This is a genomic window from Streptomyces similanensis (assembly GCF_039543625.1).
Classification (GTDB): Bacteria; Actinomycetota; Actinomycetes; order Streptomycetales; family Streptomycetaceae; genus Streptomyces; species Streptomyces similanensis.
This window is the reverse complement of sequence record NZ_BAABKC010000036.1, coordinates 14,475-28,761: the sequence shown is the minus strand read 5'-3', so window position 1 is coordinate 28,761 and position 14,287 is coordinate 14,475. Positions and strand designations below refer to the sequence as shown.

Annotated in this window: 10 protein-coding genes; 3 read left to right on the top strand and 7 right to left on the bottom strand. The window is 72.4% G+C overall.

What is annotated here, in order from left to right; all coding sequences use genetic code 11:
* Nucleotides 1–15: 15 nt before the first annotated feature.
* From chcA to ABEB07_RS11250, 7 genes are all read right to left on the bottom strand, one after another.
* Nucleotides 16–876: a 1-cyclohexenylcarbonyl-CoA reductase gene (gene chcA / locus ABEB07_RS11280; protein ID WP_176146650.1), complete on the bottom strand. Its 861-nt coding sequence runs from the start codon at nucleotides 874–876 to the stop codon at nucleotides 16–18.
* Nucleotides 873–2,042, bottom strand: a complete 1,170-nt coding sequence (locus ABEB07_RS11275) for an acyl-CoA dehydrogenase family protein (protein ID WP_345668155.1) — start codon at nucleotides 2,040–2,042, stop codon at nucleotides 873–875. The genes chcA and ABEB07_RS11275 overlap by 4 nt, the downstream gene beginning before the upstream one ends.
* A 78-nt stretch (nucleotides 2,043–2,120) precedes the next feature.
* Nucleotides 2,121–5,174 carry a 3-phosphoshikimate 1-carboxyvinyltransferase gene (gene aroA / locus ABEB07_RS11270; RefSeq protein WP_345668154.1) on the bottom strand — a complete coding sequence of 1,018 codons (3,054 nt, stop codon included), beginning with the start codon at nucleotides 5,172–5,174 and terminating at the stop codon, nucleotides 2,121–2,123.
* 140 nt (nucleotides 5,175–5,314) lie between these two features.
* Nucleotides 5,315–6,568 (bottom strand): 3-deoxy-7-phosphoheptulonate synthase, encoded by a 1,254-nt coding sequence (locus ABEB07_RS11265; RefSeq protein WP_345668153.1) that lies wholly within the window; start codon nucleotides 6,566–6,568, stop codon nucleotides 5,315–5,317.
* 208 nt (nucleotides 6,569–6,776) lie between these two features.
* On the bottom strand, nucleotides 6,777–7,472 hold the full coding sequence (locus ABEB07_RS11260; protein WP_176146646.1) for an HAD-IA family hydrolase: 696 nt from the start codon (nucleotides 7,470–7,472) through the stop codon (nucleotides 6,777–6,779).
* Nucleotides 7,473–7,573: 101 nt separating this feature from the next.
* The gene (locus ABEB07_RS11255) at nucleotides 7,574–8,716 is read right to left on the bottom strand and encodes a Gfo/Idh/MocA family protein (protein WP_345668152.1); all 1,143 of its coding nucleotides are present in this window, start codon (nucleotides 8,714–8,716) and stop codon (nucleotides 7,574–7,576) included.
* Complete coding sequence (locus tag ABEB07_RS11250; RefSeq protein ID WP_345668151.1) at nucleotides 8,713–9,876, bottom strand: DegT/DnrJ/EryC1/StrS family aminotransferase; 1,164 nt, start codon at nucleotides 9,874–9,876, stop codon at nucleotides 8,713–8,715. The genes ABEB07_RS11255 and ABEB07_RS11250 overlap by 4 nt, the downstream gene beginning before the upstream one ends.
* Nucleotides 9,877–10,224: 348 nt before the next feature.
* Between ABEB07_RS11250 and ABEB07_RS11245 the strand changes: the two genes are divergently transcribed.
* From ABEB07_RS11245 to ABEB07_RS11235, 3 genes are all read left to right on the top strand, one after another.
* On the top strand, nucleotides 10,225–10,662 hold the full coding sequence (locus tag ABEB07_RS11245) for a type II 3-dehydroquinate dehydratase (protein WP_164586458.1): 438 nt from the start codon (nucleotides 10,225–10,227) through the stop codon (nucleotides 10,660–10,662).
* Between the two features lie 104 nt (nucleotides 10,663–10,766).
* Nucleotides 10,767–11,693, top strand: a complete 927-nt coding sequence (locus ABEB07_RS11240) for a GNAT family N-acetyltransferase (RefSeq protein WP_345668150.1) — start codon at nucleotides 10,767–10,769, stop codon at nucleotides 11,691–11,693.
* Nucleotides 11,694–11,737: 44 nt separating this feature from the next.
* On the top strand, nucleotides 11,738–14,272 hold the full coding sequence (locus ABEB07_RS11235) for an amino acid adenylation domain-containing protein (RefSeq protein ID WP_345668149.1): 2,535 nt from the start codon (nucleotides 11,738–11,740) through the stop codon (nucleotides 14,270–14,272).
* Nucleotides 14,273–14,287: the final 15 nt, after the last annotated feature.

The following is a 14,287-nucleotide window of genomic DNA, read 5'->3' as shown; positions in this document are numbered from 1 at the left end:
TGCCGGTCGCTCCGTTCAGGCGTCCCGCGTCGGCCGGGGAGGCAGCTCCAGGGCCTCGCCCGCGTCCGCGAAGAACGGCGGCGCGACGATGCTGAGCCCGCCGTCGACCACGAGGGTCTGCCCGGTGATGTAGCCCGCCCCCTCGCCGAGCAGGAAGACGATGGTGTCGGCCATCTCCCGCACGGTGCCCGGCCGGCGCGCGGGGATGCGGTCGAGGACGCCCCGCATGGGCGGCATGCCCTCGACGTTGTAGAAGAACTCCAGCGAGTCGGAGTCGATCAGACCGCCGTTGACACCGTTGACGTTGATGCCGTAGGGCGCGAACTCCACCGCCATGTACCGCACCCACGACTCGATGGCGGCCTTCATACCGCCGAGCATCGCGTAGGTGGGATAGGCGCGGATCGAACCGTAGGAGGACAGCGCGACGATCCGCCCGCCGTTGTCCATCAGCTTCACGGCCTGCTGCGCCCCGAGCACGAACGGCCTCAGGTTCATCGCGTACGAGCGGTCCAGGTGGTGCGGGCCGACGTCGACGATGTTCTTGAACGCGCTGGCCGCCGCGTTGGAGACGAAGTGGTCGAGCCGTCCGCAGCGCCGCGCCACCTCGTCGAACAGCTCCGTGACGCCCTCGGTGGTCTCGACGTCCGCCCGGACGGCGAAACCCTGACCGCCGGCCTCCTCGATCTCGGTGACGGTCTTCTGCGCCAGATCGGCGTTCTTCTTGTAGTTGACGACCACGGTGCCTCCCCGCCCGGCGAGCGTGAGGGCCAGGGTGCGGCCGATGCCGCGTGACGCCCCGGTGATCAGCGAGACCAGCTCGCGGTCGGGCGTCCGGTTCCCGTGCGGGCCGTTCTTCCGGTGCGCGCTGTTCATCGAATCGTTCCTTCCGGGTCCTGGGACGTGGCACGCTGGAGCAGTTCACGGAAGACGACGGCCTTCTGCACCTCGTTGGTGCCCTCCTCGAAGCGCTGGGCACGTGCGTCGCGGTACACCCGCTCGATCGTGCTCGACTTCCAGTAGCCGAGTCCGCCGTGCACCTGGAGCGCCTTGTCGGTGACGTTCGTCAGCATCGTCACCGCGTGCATCTTCGCCATCGACGAGAGCATCGACGCGTCCGGCGCTCCCTCCTCGAAGCGGCGCGCCGCGTGCAGGACCAGCTGCCGCGCGGCTTCGATGTCCGCCGCGTTCTCCGCCAGCATGAACTGGATGGCCTGGCGCCGGGTGAGCGCCTTGCCGAAGGTGACGCGGTGGCGGGCGTACTCGACCGCCAGCTGCTGAGCGCGCTGCGCGAGCCCGACACAGCTCATCGCCACGGAGATCCGGGACGGGGTGAGGAAACCGCCGAGGAACACCTCCAGGCCCTCGCCCTCCGCTCCCAGCCGGTGGTCCACCGGCACCGGGGTCCGGTCGAAGAGCAGGGACGCGTGGTCGGTACCCGTCACACCCATGGTGTGGGAGGTGTCCTCGACCTCGACCCCGGGGGCGTCGCGCGGCACCAGCAGCGCCACCGTGCCCCGGTGCCCCGTGCTGCCCTCGACCCGGGCGGCCAGCAGGTAGTAGTCGCAGCGCACCCCGAAGGTGATGAGGTGTTTGCGCCCCGAGAGGTAGTAGGTGTCGCCCTCGCGCACCACGGACGTGGTGATGTCCGCGCCGGTGCCGTTGCCCGGCTCGGTGAGCGCGAAGGCGATCTTGATGTCACCGGTGACCGAGGGGATGACGAACCGCTTGCGCTGTTCGTCGTCGGCGTGGCCGTCCATCGCCCGCCAGATGCCGTTGACCACGTGCACGATCATGCGTACCGAGCCGTGCGAGCGGGAGAAGACCTCCATCAGCTCCATCCAGCGGGTGAAGCCGACGTCCTGGCCGCCGTACTCCCTCGGAGCGGCCATCCGCAGGAAACCGAGGCGGTTGAGCTCGGCCCACAGCTCCTCGGGCGCCTGCCCGGTCTCCTCGATGCGCTCGGCCCACCGCTCACCAGGTCCCGCCACCCACTGCTCGACCTCGCTGAGCAGCTTGTGGAACAGCTGGTCGTCCGTCATGCTCCGCCTCTGTTTCTGTGTCGTCGTTCCGGTCCGCCGCCCTCGCCCCTCGGCGGATATCGCCGGGGGCGCGCGGGATCAGGGGGAGTTCTCTGCGTGGGGCCGCAAACCGCTCGCCAGCGCCCGCAGTTCGAACTTCTTCACCTTGCCGATCGGGTTGCGCGGCAGGACGTCGATCCGCTCCAGGCGCTCCGGCCAGTACTGTTTGGCCACCTCGTGCTCGTCGAGGTAACGCCGCATCGCGTCGAAGGTCAGCTCCGCCCCGCGCGCCGGGACCACGAAGGCGCAGGCGCGTTCGCCGAGGCGTTCGTCCGGCATGGCCACCACCGCGACGTCGTCCACCGCGGGATGCCCGAACAGCAGTTGCTCGATCTCCGCGACGGGGATCTTCTCACCGCCGCGGTTGATGACGTCCTTCACCCGTCCGGTGATGCGCAGGAACCCCTCCGAGTCGATGGTCGCCAGGTCGCCCGTGCGGTACCAGCCGTCCGCGGTGAACGCCTGCGCCGTCAGGTCGGGACGGCCGAGGTAGCCCTCGAAGACCGTGGGCGAACGCAACTCGAAATTGCCCTCCTCGCCCGCCGGCAGCACCCGCCCGTCGTCGTCCGTGACCCGCAGGTCGATGCCGTCCAGCGCGCGGCCGTCGGAGCCCCAGCGCTGCCGGGGCTCGTCGTCGGGCGCCGACAGCGCCCCCAGACAGGTCTCCGTGGTGCCGAAGGCCCCGCACACGCCGGTGCCCAGCACCCGTCCGGCGCGCTCCGCGAGGCCGCGCGGCACCATGGCCCCCGTCGCCACGAAGATCCGCAGGTGCCGCGGTGTCTCGCCGCTCTCCTCCACGGCCTTCACCAAGTCCGCCAGGAACGGCGTCGCGGCCTGCACGAACGTCGCCCGGTGGTCGTTGAGCGACTGCAGCGCCCGCTTGGCGTCCCACTCGGGTTGCAGGATCTGCGGGACGCCCAGCACCAGAGCGAGCACCATGCCGTACAGGAAGCCCGTCTGATGGGCGAGCGGCGACGGCACCCAGATCGCGTCCCGCTCGCCGAGCCCGAGGTGCGCCGTCTCCATCGCGACGGCCCTGACCAAGTTGCGCGTCGGCTGGGTGACGCCCTTGGGCTCGCTGGTGGTGCCCGAGGTGAACAGCAGCTGCGCCGTCATCTCCGGGGTCGGCGCGAGGGCGTCCAGCGCCGCGCGGTCGACCGTCGTCGCCGACAGCGCCTGCTCCCAGTCGTGTACGGCCGGTCCGCCGGCGGGGGACTCGGGCAGCAGGGCGGAGCCGCCCGCGGCGGCCAGCACCACCACGTGCTCCAGGTCCAGGTCCGCCCCGTGCTCGGCGGCCAGTTCCAGGGCCTCCCCGGCGGGCAGGCGCGAGCGGTGACGGTCCGTCACGACCAGCACGCGGGCCCGGGAGCGCCGCAGCACGAAACCGACCTCGCGCTTGCGGAAGAACGGGATGACCGGGCAGCACACCGCTCCGACGCGCAGTGCCGCCAGCGACAGCACCACGAACTCGACCCGGTTCGGGAGCTGGTACGCCACGTTCTCGCCCGGCCGTACACCGAGCCGCAGCAGCAGGGTCGCCACGCGGTCCACCTGCTCGGCCAGCTCGCCCCAGGTGATCACCTCGTCCCGGTCGGAGCGCACGTCCACGACGGCGGTGTCCGCGGGCCGGGCCTCGGCCCGTCGGCGCAGCCACAGCGGCAGCGTGACCCGCGAGGCCGCCTCCGGGCCGACGGGCTCCGGCTCCGCCATGAGGCCGCCGGGCTCCGGCTCCGCCTGGGGGCCGACCGGCTCCAGCACCGGGGTGGGGGCCCCGGCGGAGCCGGCCGAGCCGGCCTCCACCGACATCGGGACGGCGAGGGTGTTCATCGCGTCGAGGAACGTCGGGTACGAGATGCGGTACGCGTTCGGGAACGTCAGTGTCGAACGCCCCCGCGCCCGCGACGAGGCCACCGCGAGCGACATCAGGACGCGGTGGTCGTTGAAGGAGGACAGCCGGGCGCCGGTCAGGCCGTCCACGCCGCGCACGCGCAGCGCGTCGTCCGACAGTTCCAGACGGCCGCCCATGGAGTTGAGCTGGAGCATCGCGGCGGCGCGGTCGGACTCCTTCAGCCGGGTGTGCGCGATGTTGCGGAACACCGAGGCGCCGGCCGCGAACGTGCCGAGCGTCGACAGGATCGGCAGCATGTCGGGGATGTCGCGGCAGTCGACGTCGACCGCGGTGAGCCGGGGCGCGTCCTGCCGGATCCGCAGCCCGCCGGCCGCCCTGTCGATCTCCATCGGGACGCCCATGGACCGAGCGACGTCGAGGAAGTGGAACTCGGGATGGTCGGCGGGGCCGCCCTCCAGCGTGGTGATTCCGCGCAGCAGCACGTCACTGGGGTGCAGCGCGGCGGCCGCGATGCCGAACGCGGCCGAGCCGATGTCCGGCGGCAGCGTCAGATCCACGCCGCGCACCCGCTGGCCGGGCGGTATGCGAAAGCGCCGCCAGTCCTCGGAGACGGCGATCTCCAGCCCGAACTGCCGCATCATCGCCACGGTCAGCTCCAGGTAAGGGCGTTCGTTGAGCTCGCCCGTCACCTCGACGGTGGTGTGCCGGGTCGCGAACGGGGCCAGCAGGATCAGGCCCGAGACCCACTGGGACAGGGTCCCCGCGATGGTGACGTGGCCGCCCGTGGGCCTGCGGCCCCGCACCCGGACGGGCAGGCAGTCGTCGGCCGACTCCAGCTCCACACCCATGTGTTCGAGGGCGCGCAGCAGGGGCCCGACCGGACGCCGTCTGAAGTACTTCTGCCCGGTCACCGACACGGTGCGGTCCGACAGCGAGGCCAGACCGATCATGAAGTACAGGGTGGTGCCGGAGCTGCCCGCGGACACGGCCTCCCGGCGCGGCCGGTACCGCCCGCCGAGCCCTTGCACCACGAAGGTGTCGGCGTCCTTGGTGATCTCCACGCCGAGGCCGCGCAGCAGCCGCACCGTGTACGCGACGTGCCGGGCGTCCGACAGTCCGTGGACGCGGCTGACGCCGTCGGCGAGTGAGGCGAGGATCAGCGCGCGGTGCGCGTGGTACTTCGAGTTCGGGACGAGGATCTCACCGGTGACCCGGTGCTGGATTCCGCGGACGAGAAGGTGCATGGGTCCTACTACTCCCTGGCGATGGGAAGGAGGCCGAGACAGGACAGGGAAACGGTTCGCGTGCACGAGCCGGGCGGGCGGCCCCGCCAGGACGCCGGTTCACTTCGCGCCGCCGGTCGCCGGCTGCCGGACCACGGGCGTCACCGGGGAACGGGCTGAGCGGCCGCTCCGCACACTGGTGCCGCCTGAGCCCCGGCGCCGCGGCGGACGTCCACGTCGGCCCAGACGGAGGCCAGCGCGACGGCCTGCTCCGGATTGAGCTGAGGATCGCACAGGCTGGAGCGCCGGACGGCCCTCCCCTCGAACACGGAGAGGTCCGCGACGCATTCGAGGACGTCGTCGGGGGTGGTCTCCAGGTGCAGCCCGCCCGCCGTGCCGCCGGCGTCGGTCACGGCCCGGAGAAAACCCCGTATCTCCCGTGCCATGGTCTCCAGCAGGCGCGTCTTGTGACCGTCCGGGCCGGTGACGGTGTTGCCGTGCATGGGATCGCTGAGCCAGATCACCGGATGGCCGGCCATCCGGACCGCCTCCACGAGCGCGGGCAGTGTGTCGCGGACCAGGTCGGCGCCCATGCGCGCGATCAGGGTGAGACGGCCCGGGTCCCGCAGCGGGTCGAGCCGTTCGCACAGGCCGGTGATCTCCGCCACGGTGGTGGTCGGACCGACCTTCACCGCCACCGGGTTGACGATGTCGGCGACGAGGTCCAGGTGCGCGCCGTCCAGCTGGCGGGTCCGCTCGCCGATCCACGGCCAGTGGGTCGAGCCGAGCCAACGGCGGTCGTCGCCCAGCTCCCGGACCATCGGCAGCTCGTAGTCGAGGACGAGGGCCTCATGGCTCGTCCACACCCGGGGTTCGACCAGCGGCGGCTGGTGCCCGGCGAACGCCGAGCCGCGCCAGCCCAGGTGTTCCATGACGTCGCCGGCCGACATGTACGAGGTCAGCAGGCGCAGCGGATCGTGCCGACGGGCCTCGGGGGTCGGCTCGGGGCCGTTGACCATGTGGCCCCGGTAGACCGGCAGTTCGCGGCCCCCGACCCGCTCCACCGCACGGGAGCGCGGCTTGGCGAACTGGCCCGCGATCCGTCCGACCCGGATGACCGGCTTGTGGGCGGCCATCTTCAGCGTCGCGGCGAGCATGTCCAGGACCGCGGACTTGCGCGACACGTGTGCGGCGTCGCAGTCGTCCGGGTTCTCGGCGCAGTCGCCGGCCTGCACCACGAGGGCGCCGCCGCGGGCCACCTGGGCCAGCAGCGTCCGCAGCGCGCACACGTCCTCGGCCCGGACCAGCGGGGGGCGTGCGGCCAGTACCTCACGGATCCGCCGGACCTGTGACGGGTCGTCCCACTCGGGCTGTTGCAGGGCCGGCTTCCGCACGTCCGTCACGGCTTTTCCCACGTCGGGTCTCCGGTGAAATAGCGGTCGAGAGAGGGCTGGGAACAAAGGAGGGCGATGGTCGACGACACTCGGGCAGCCCCTGCCGGGGCCCGTGACAGGTCGGGACGGGCGGTGGCCACTGCCTGACGCATCCCACTGGCTCTTCCTCCGTCGGATTCCGGGAGCGGTGACACTCGGTGGCGGGGCGCGGAGTGTGCGAGGGCGGGGATCAGCGCGCGCGGGAGCCGTCGAGACACACCGTGAGCAGTTCCGCGGGCGAGCGCAGCACGGCGTCGGGGTTCTCCGCGAGCAGGGTCTCCTCGTCGGTCTCGCCCCACAGGGCGGCGATGGCGGTGACACCGGCGGACCGGGCACTGGCGAGGTCGGTCACCGCGTCGCCGACCATGATGGTGCGCGAGGGGGCGGAGCCGAGCACGCCCAGAGCCTTGAGCACGATGTCGGGGGCCGGCTTGGGCCGCGCCACCTCGTCGGAGCCGATCACCACGGCGAAGAGGTCCAGCAGACCGAGCTGTTCGAGGAGCGAACGGGCCCGAGGGCCGCTCTTGCCGGTGGCGACGGCGAGCGGGACACCGCGCGCCCGCAGCTGCCGGAGCATCTCCGGTACGCCGTCGTAGACCGGGACGAGATGGGCGAGCCGGTAGCTCTCCCGGACGAACGGGGCCTCCATGTCCAGTGGCAGCCCCATGATCCGCATGATGTCGGGGAAGTAGCGGCCCAGATGCCGCTCGTACTCCTCGAACGGCGGGTCACCGTCCCCCACCACCTCGGCGTACGCGGTGGTGAACGCCTGGCGCATCACGGCGAAACTGTCGACGAGCACTCCGTCGAGGTCGAAGACGACCCCGCTGACCGGTTCTGCCTGGTCGTCGCGGACGAGGCATTGGCTGGTTCCGGGACTGTTCATGGTGCTGTACTGCTCTCCTTCGTGGGGGCGGCCTCGGGTGGGGGACCGCTCCGCCCGACGGGGGGCGGCCCCGGGACCGGTCCGGCGGTCGGCCGAGCCGGTCACACCCGGTGCGAGGGGGACTTCTCCTGCGCTGCGCGTGCCGAGGCGTAGATCCGCTCGATGGCGCCGATGGTGCGGCGCGCCTCCCCGACGGCCCGGCGCGGTCCGGCCGGGTCCCGCAGCCGGCGGAGCACCTCGTCGAGCTGCCGGTCGTACTCCGCGCCGACGGGCTCCTCCGGCACGGCGACGGCACGCGTCCGCCCGTCGACGGTCCGGGTCAGTTCCGGGCGCTCCAGGCGGTTGGGGCTGAAGCCGAACGTGCAGCGCAGGGTCGCGCTGCCCGCGCTCGCGTCGACCCGGACCCGGGTGACGTCGCGCTCCTCGTGCGAGGCCCAGCTCACGTGCAGGGACAGGGAGACTCCGTCGTCGGTGACGAGGAACGCGCGGGCGGTGTCCTCCACGTCGATGACGCCGCCGGGCGCCCGCCCGCTCACCCGGCCCTGCTCCGGGCCCGCCGCGGCCTCCTCGGCGCGCCAGGAGACCCGTGCGGTGTCCCGCCCGATGAAGTCGGCCGAGACCGCGCCGGTGACCTGGGCGAACCCGGCCGGGCCGAGCAGGGGAGCGGCGACGTCGAACAGGTGCCAGCCCAGATCCACCAGCGCGCCGCCGCCCGACAGCTGACGTCGGGTGAACCAGCCGCCCGCGTCCGGCACGCCCCGGGCGCGCACCCACGACACCTCGACGTGACGGACCGCCCCCAGGCCGCCGGCGCACGCGAGCAGGGCCCGGACATCGGCGCGATGGCGTGCGGCGCTGCCCGCCAACAGCCGGGCGCCGCCGACACGTTCGGCCTCGGCCAAGAGGTCCGCCTCCGCGGACGTCAGGCACACCGGCTTCTCCAGGAAGACCGGGACGCCCTTGCGGAGCAACTCGCCGGCGATGTCGCAGTGCAGGTGATTGGGGACGGCCACGACGGCCAGGTCCGTCCGCGCGGGGTCCAGATCGTGCACGGCCGCCAGGGCCGGGGTGTCCGGGTCGTCCGCGACGGCGGCCGCGCGGGAGACCGGGTCGGGGTCCACCACCGCGCCCACGACGAAACCGGGGTGCTCGCGCAGCCGCGGCAACCAGATGGACCGGGCCGCCCAGCCGAGCCCCACCACGGCGACGCGGAGCGGCCCGCCGTCCGGGTACGGCGCGCTCATGAGCCGAGGACGTCGGCTATGACGGCGGCTACCTCGTGCATCTGCTGCTCGGTGCCGAGCAGCGTCCGGTGGTGCAGCCACAGGCAGTCCGACGTCAGCGCCTCGGAGTGCGGGCAGCGGCGGGCCAGCTCGTCCACCGACAGGTCCGGCGCGCCCCTCTCCCAGAAGGCGTCCGTGCGGTAGACCGAGCGGAACGCGACGAACGCGGGCACACCACGCTCGATGAGGGTGTCGACGACCCGGGCGCGCCGCTCCTCGGAGATGCCGGGGACCCGGAACATGGCCATGTAGTGCGGGTTGCGGCCGGCCCGGCGGTCCAGCCGCTGGGGCACCACGCCGGGGATCCGGGCGAGCAGCGAGGACAACAGCGGCCAGCGCTCCTCACGTGTGCCGATCTGCGCGTCCAGGCGCGCGAGCTGGGCGCGCAGCACTGCGGCGGAGAACTCGTTGAGCCGGAAGTTGGAGCCCGAGGTGCGGTGGAAGTAGCCGCGGTCGTCACGGGGGCGCCCGCAGCTGTGCCGCACGAAGGCGTGCTCCGCCATCTCGGCGGTCGGGAACAGCACCGCGCCTCCCTCGCCCGCCGTCATCAGCTTGCCGTTCTGGAAGGAGAACGCGGCGACCGAGCCCAGCTCGCCGATCCGCCGGCCGTTCCAGGTGGCGCCCTGCGCGTGTGCGGCGTCCTGGATCAGCGGCACGCCCGAGTCGGCGGCCAGCTTGTCGAGGGCGTCCATGTCGGCGACCTGGCCCGCCATGTGCACCGGCATGATGGCGCGGGTCCTGGAGGTGATGGCCTGCTCGGCCGCGGCCGGATCGATGCAGTACGTCCCCGGGTCCACGTCCACCGGCACCACGACCGCGCCGAGCCGCTGGGCGGCCTGGGACGAGGAGATGAAGGTGAACGCCGGCACGATCACCTCGGTGCCGGGGCCGACCCCCATGACCTCCAGGGCCAGTTCGAGGGCGTGCGTGCCGTTGGTGACCGCCAGCGCGTGCCGGCCGCCGTGGTACGCGGCGAACTCCCGCTCGAAGGCTTCGACCTCCGCGCCGCCCACGCGCCACCACTGACCCTGCTCCAGCGCACGGATCAGGCCGGTCCGCTCCGTGTCGTCGTACTGCGGCCACGCCGGAAGGTCGGAGCCCAGTTGCACACCACTGCTCATGCTGTTCCCTACTCCTTCGGTCTACGCGCATGCGAACGCTGCCGCGGCGATCGCCACGGAGGCACGAAACGGACCCGCTCCTCACGCAAGGGAGCCACACGGACGCCGGCGCCGGAACACGACCTCGGCGCGCGCCGCGGACCCGGCCGGGCGGCCCGGCAGCCACTTCCCGGCGGATCGGTCGTCGCGACCAGCACGCTAACCGAGTGGATGACCAGGCGTCATTCCCCTGGCGACCCCCCTATGTTCCCCCTTGTGACTGCGGGCATACCGAGACCGCTGTTCACCTGTCAATGTGGGTGCCGCGGAATCCATTTCCCGGCCGATTCGTATAAGGCGTGGTGCGCATTGAGCAGCCTGTTGTTGATCAATGGACCGAATCTCGGCATACTCGGCAGCCGTCAGCCCGAGATCTACGGCACGGACACGCTGGCCGACATCGAAGGATGGGTCGCCGAAGAAGTGGCGGGACGCGGCTGGAAAGTCGAAGCGTTCCAGCACGACGGCGAGGCGGAGATGATCCGCACCCTTCAGGCCCACTACGACACCGTCGGCGCGATCATCAATCCCGCCGCGCTGATGATGGCCGGCTGGGGCCTGCGGGACGCGCTGGCCGACTACCCGCGCCCGTGGATCGAGGTCCACCTCTCCAACGTCTGGGCCCGCGAGCAGTTCCGCCACCAGTCGGTGACCGGACCGCTCGCCACCGGCGTCATCTTCGGCCTCGGCGCCACGGGTTACCGGCTCGCGGCCCGCGCGCTGCTGGAGAAGGTCACCGACCGCTGACGCTGTGCCGGCCGACGCGACGGACCCCCGCGTCCCCGCGCCGGCCCCTTCCCGATCCCGCCACGGACACGACGGACACGACGGAAAGCCGAGGACACGACACGATGCTCCAGGGACAGACCGCGGAAGCAGTGCTGGTCGCCCACCGCGACCGGCTGCGCCCGATCGACCGGATGATTCCGGAGGCCGACGCGCTGCCGGAGCCCTCCGACGGCGAAGAGCTGCTGGAGGTGAGCGGGGCGCAGGGCCTGCTGACGCACACCCGCGTCGACCCCGACGCGCTGGAGGCGGTGCTCGGCCCGCTGGACCGCTGGGAACTCACCCCCCGGGTCGCCGGGCCCGACGAGATGGCCGCCCTGCTCACCCACTGGCGGCAGCACATGGAGAGCCACCCGGAGCGCCCTTCGGCGGACTCGATGGCCGCGGTCGAGTGGCCCAGCCGGGACGTCGCCATGACCCGGGTGCTGCGCGCCTTCGGGTTCGTTCCCGAGTTCGTGATGATCGGCCGGCTCAAGGGCACCGAACTGGTGCCGGAGTCGGGCCGCGTCCACGTGCGCCGGGCCACCGCCGACGACAGCGAGGCGGTGTGCGAACTGCAGATGGTGGAGACCCGGTTCGACGCCGCGGTCAGCGGCGCCGTCGAGCGCGCCACCACCGAGGCGCTGCTGCGCGAGGAGATCAGCGCGTCGTTCAAGCGGGACGACCCGCTGATCTGGGTCGCCGAGTACGAGGGCGCGATCGTCGGCATGCACCGGGGCGAGGACTTCTCCGAGCCGCAGCAGGCGTGGCTCGCCACGAAGATCACCGCCGCCCCGGTCGCGCACCTGGTCTGCCAGGCCGTCAAGGAGGGCTACCGCAGCCTGGGCATCGGCACCTCCCTCGCCCACCACGTGCACGCCGACCTGGACGCCATGGGCGTCGGCGCCGCGGTCGGCTACCACGCGATGTTCAACCCGATATCCACCCCCTTCTGGCACCGGCACGGCTGGCGGCCGTACTGGAACCGCTGGATGCGCACCCCGGCCGTCTGAGCGGCGCCGTGACGAGAGTCCGTACGAGCCCTGTGGAGGGGAACATGCTGGTGCAGGCGCTGGAGGCGCGGGCGGACTCCGTCCCGGACCTCACGGCCCTCGAATGCGAGGGCGTGGAGCTGACGTACCGGGAGGCCCACGAGCGGGCCAACCGGCTCGCACGTCACCTGGTCGCCCGGGGAGCGGGACCCGACAGCGTCTTCGCGGTGATGCTGCCCCGCTCCACGGACCTGCTGGTGACGCTGCTGGCGGTGCTCAAGGCCGGGGCGGCCTATCTCGCACTCGACCCGGAACACCCCGCCGAACGCGTGGCCTTCCAGATCCGTGACGCCGCGCCGGTCGCCCTGCTGACCTCGACCCGCATCGACGCCGACCGCACCGACGTGGGCGTTCCCCGCATCGTGCTGGACGACCCCGCGACGGCCGCGACGGTGGCCGCGCTGCCCGCCGGGCATCTGACCGACGCCGAGCGCGCCGCCCCGCCGCGTCCCGAAGACCTCGCCTACATCATCTACACCTCGGGCTCCACCGGCACCCCCAAGGGCGTCGAGATCCCCGTGCGCGCCCTGCACAACCTGCTGGAGGCGATGCGGGAGCGGCTGTCCATGGGACCCGGCGACCGCATGCTGTCGGTCACCACCGCCACCTTCGACATGTCGGTGCCCGAGCTGTTCCTGCCGTACTACACCGGCGCCCGCGCGGTCATCGCGCCCCGCGCCACCGGACAGGACCCGCAGGCGCTGGGCGACCTGATCCGCCGCCGGGAGATCGGCACCGCACAGGCCACCCCCACCCACTGGCACATGCTGGCCACCGTCAGCCCCGCGGTACTGCGCGGCCTGCGCATCCTCATCGGCGGCGAGGCGCTCTCGGAGAAGCTGGCGGCGACCCTGCTCGACCTCGGCGCCGAGGTCATCCAGTGGTACGGGCCCACGGAGACCACCGTGTGGTCCACGGTGCACCCGGTCACCCGCCCCGAGGACGCGGCTGTCATCGGCACGCCCCTGCGCGACACCCGGCTGTACGTCCTCGACGAGGAGCGGGCGCCCGTCCCGCCCGGCGCCGAGGGCGAGCTGTTCATCGCCGGCGCGGGCGTGGCCCGCGGCTACCTCAACCGGCCCGAGCTGACCGCCGAACGCTTCCTGCCCGACCGCTCCGGCGCCGACGGCGCGCTGATGTACCGCACCGGCGATGTGGTGCGGCGGCGCGCGGACGGCGCCCTGGAATACCTGGGCCGCGCCGACCACCAGGTGAAACTGCACGGCTTCCGGGTGGAACTCGGCGAGGTCGAGGCAGCCCTGGAGCGGTCCGACGACGTCGCCCAGGCGGCCGCGACGGTCCGGGAGGACCGGCCCGGCGACCGGCGCCTGGTGGCGTACGTGACGGCGGCCCCCGGCCGGACGCCCGACGGCGGACAGCTGCGGGACCTCGTGGCGGACACCCTCCCCCCGTACATGGTGCCGACCGCCGTGGTGGCGCTGGCGGAGTTCCCCCGCACCCCCAACGGCAAGCTCGACCGCAAGGCGCTGCCGGCCCCCGTCGTCACGCGGACGGCCATGGTCGAGACGCACCTCACACAGTCGGAGCTGCTGCTCGGCCGGCTCTTCGCCGAGGTGCTCGGCGAGGAGCAGGTCGGGCCCCGGGACAGCTTCTTCGACCTCGGCGGCTCCTCGGTGCTCGCGGCCCGGCTGCTCGCCCGGGTGCGCTCCGAGATGGGCCTGGAGCTGCCGATCCGGACGCTCGTGGAGTTCCCGACGCCGGCCGAGCTGTCCAGGCGGCTGACCGGCGAGGAGCCCCAGGACTCCTTCGACGTCCTGCTGCCGCTGATGACCAAGGGCTCCGCACGGCCCCTGTTCTGCATGCGCCACCTCGGCGGCACCGCCTGGTGCTACGGGGTGCTCGCCCAGCACTTCAGCCTGGACTACCCGATCTACGGCCTTCAGTCGCACACCTTCCAGGAGCTCGACACTCCCGTCGACACCATCGCGGCCATGGCGGCGGACTACGCGGACCGCATCAGCGCCGTCCAGCCCGAAGGGCCGTACCGCATCCTGGGCTGGTCCTTCGGGGGCGTACTGGCCCACGCCGTCGCCGCCGAGTTCCAGAAGCGCGGCGCGGAGATCGAATTCCTCGGCGTGTTCAACACCAACCCCCACATCACGGAGAAGGAGGACCGTGACGAGCAGGGCCTGATCGAGCTGATCCTGCTGATCAACGGCAAGGACCTCACCGCGTACGAGCGCCCGCTGCGCTACGACGACATCGCCGAGTTCGCCGACATGGCGACCAACTACGCCTGGCACGGCAGGAGGAGCGCGGCCGAGACCTTCGTCCGGACCATGCTGACCGACCTCGGCGCCTGGAAGGCCCACACCCCCGAGAAGTACAGCGGCACCATGCACCTGTTCGCCGCCGAACCCAGCCCGGTGGCCGACGCGGCCTCCAGCGAGGCCTGGGCGCCGTACGTCGCGGGCGAGATCGCGCGCCACGAACTGGGCTGCGGACACGAGGAGATGCTCAGCAGCCCACGGGTGCTCCGCCGGGTCGCCGAGATCGTCACCGCCCAGCTCGGGCACTGACCCGGCAGGAGGCGG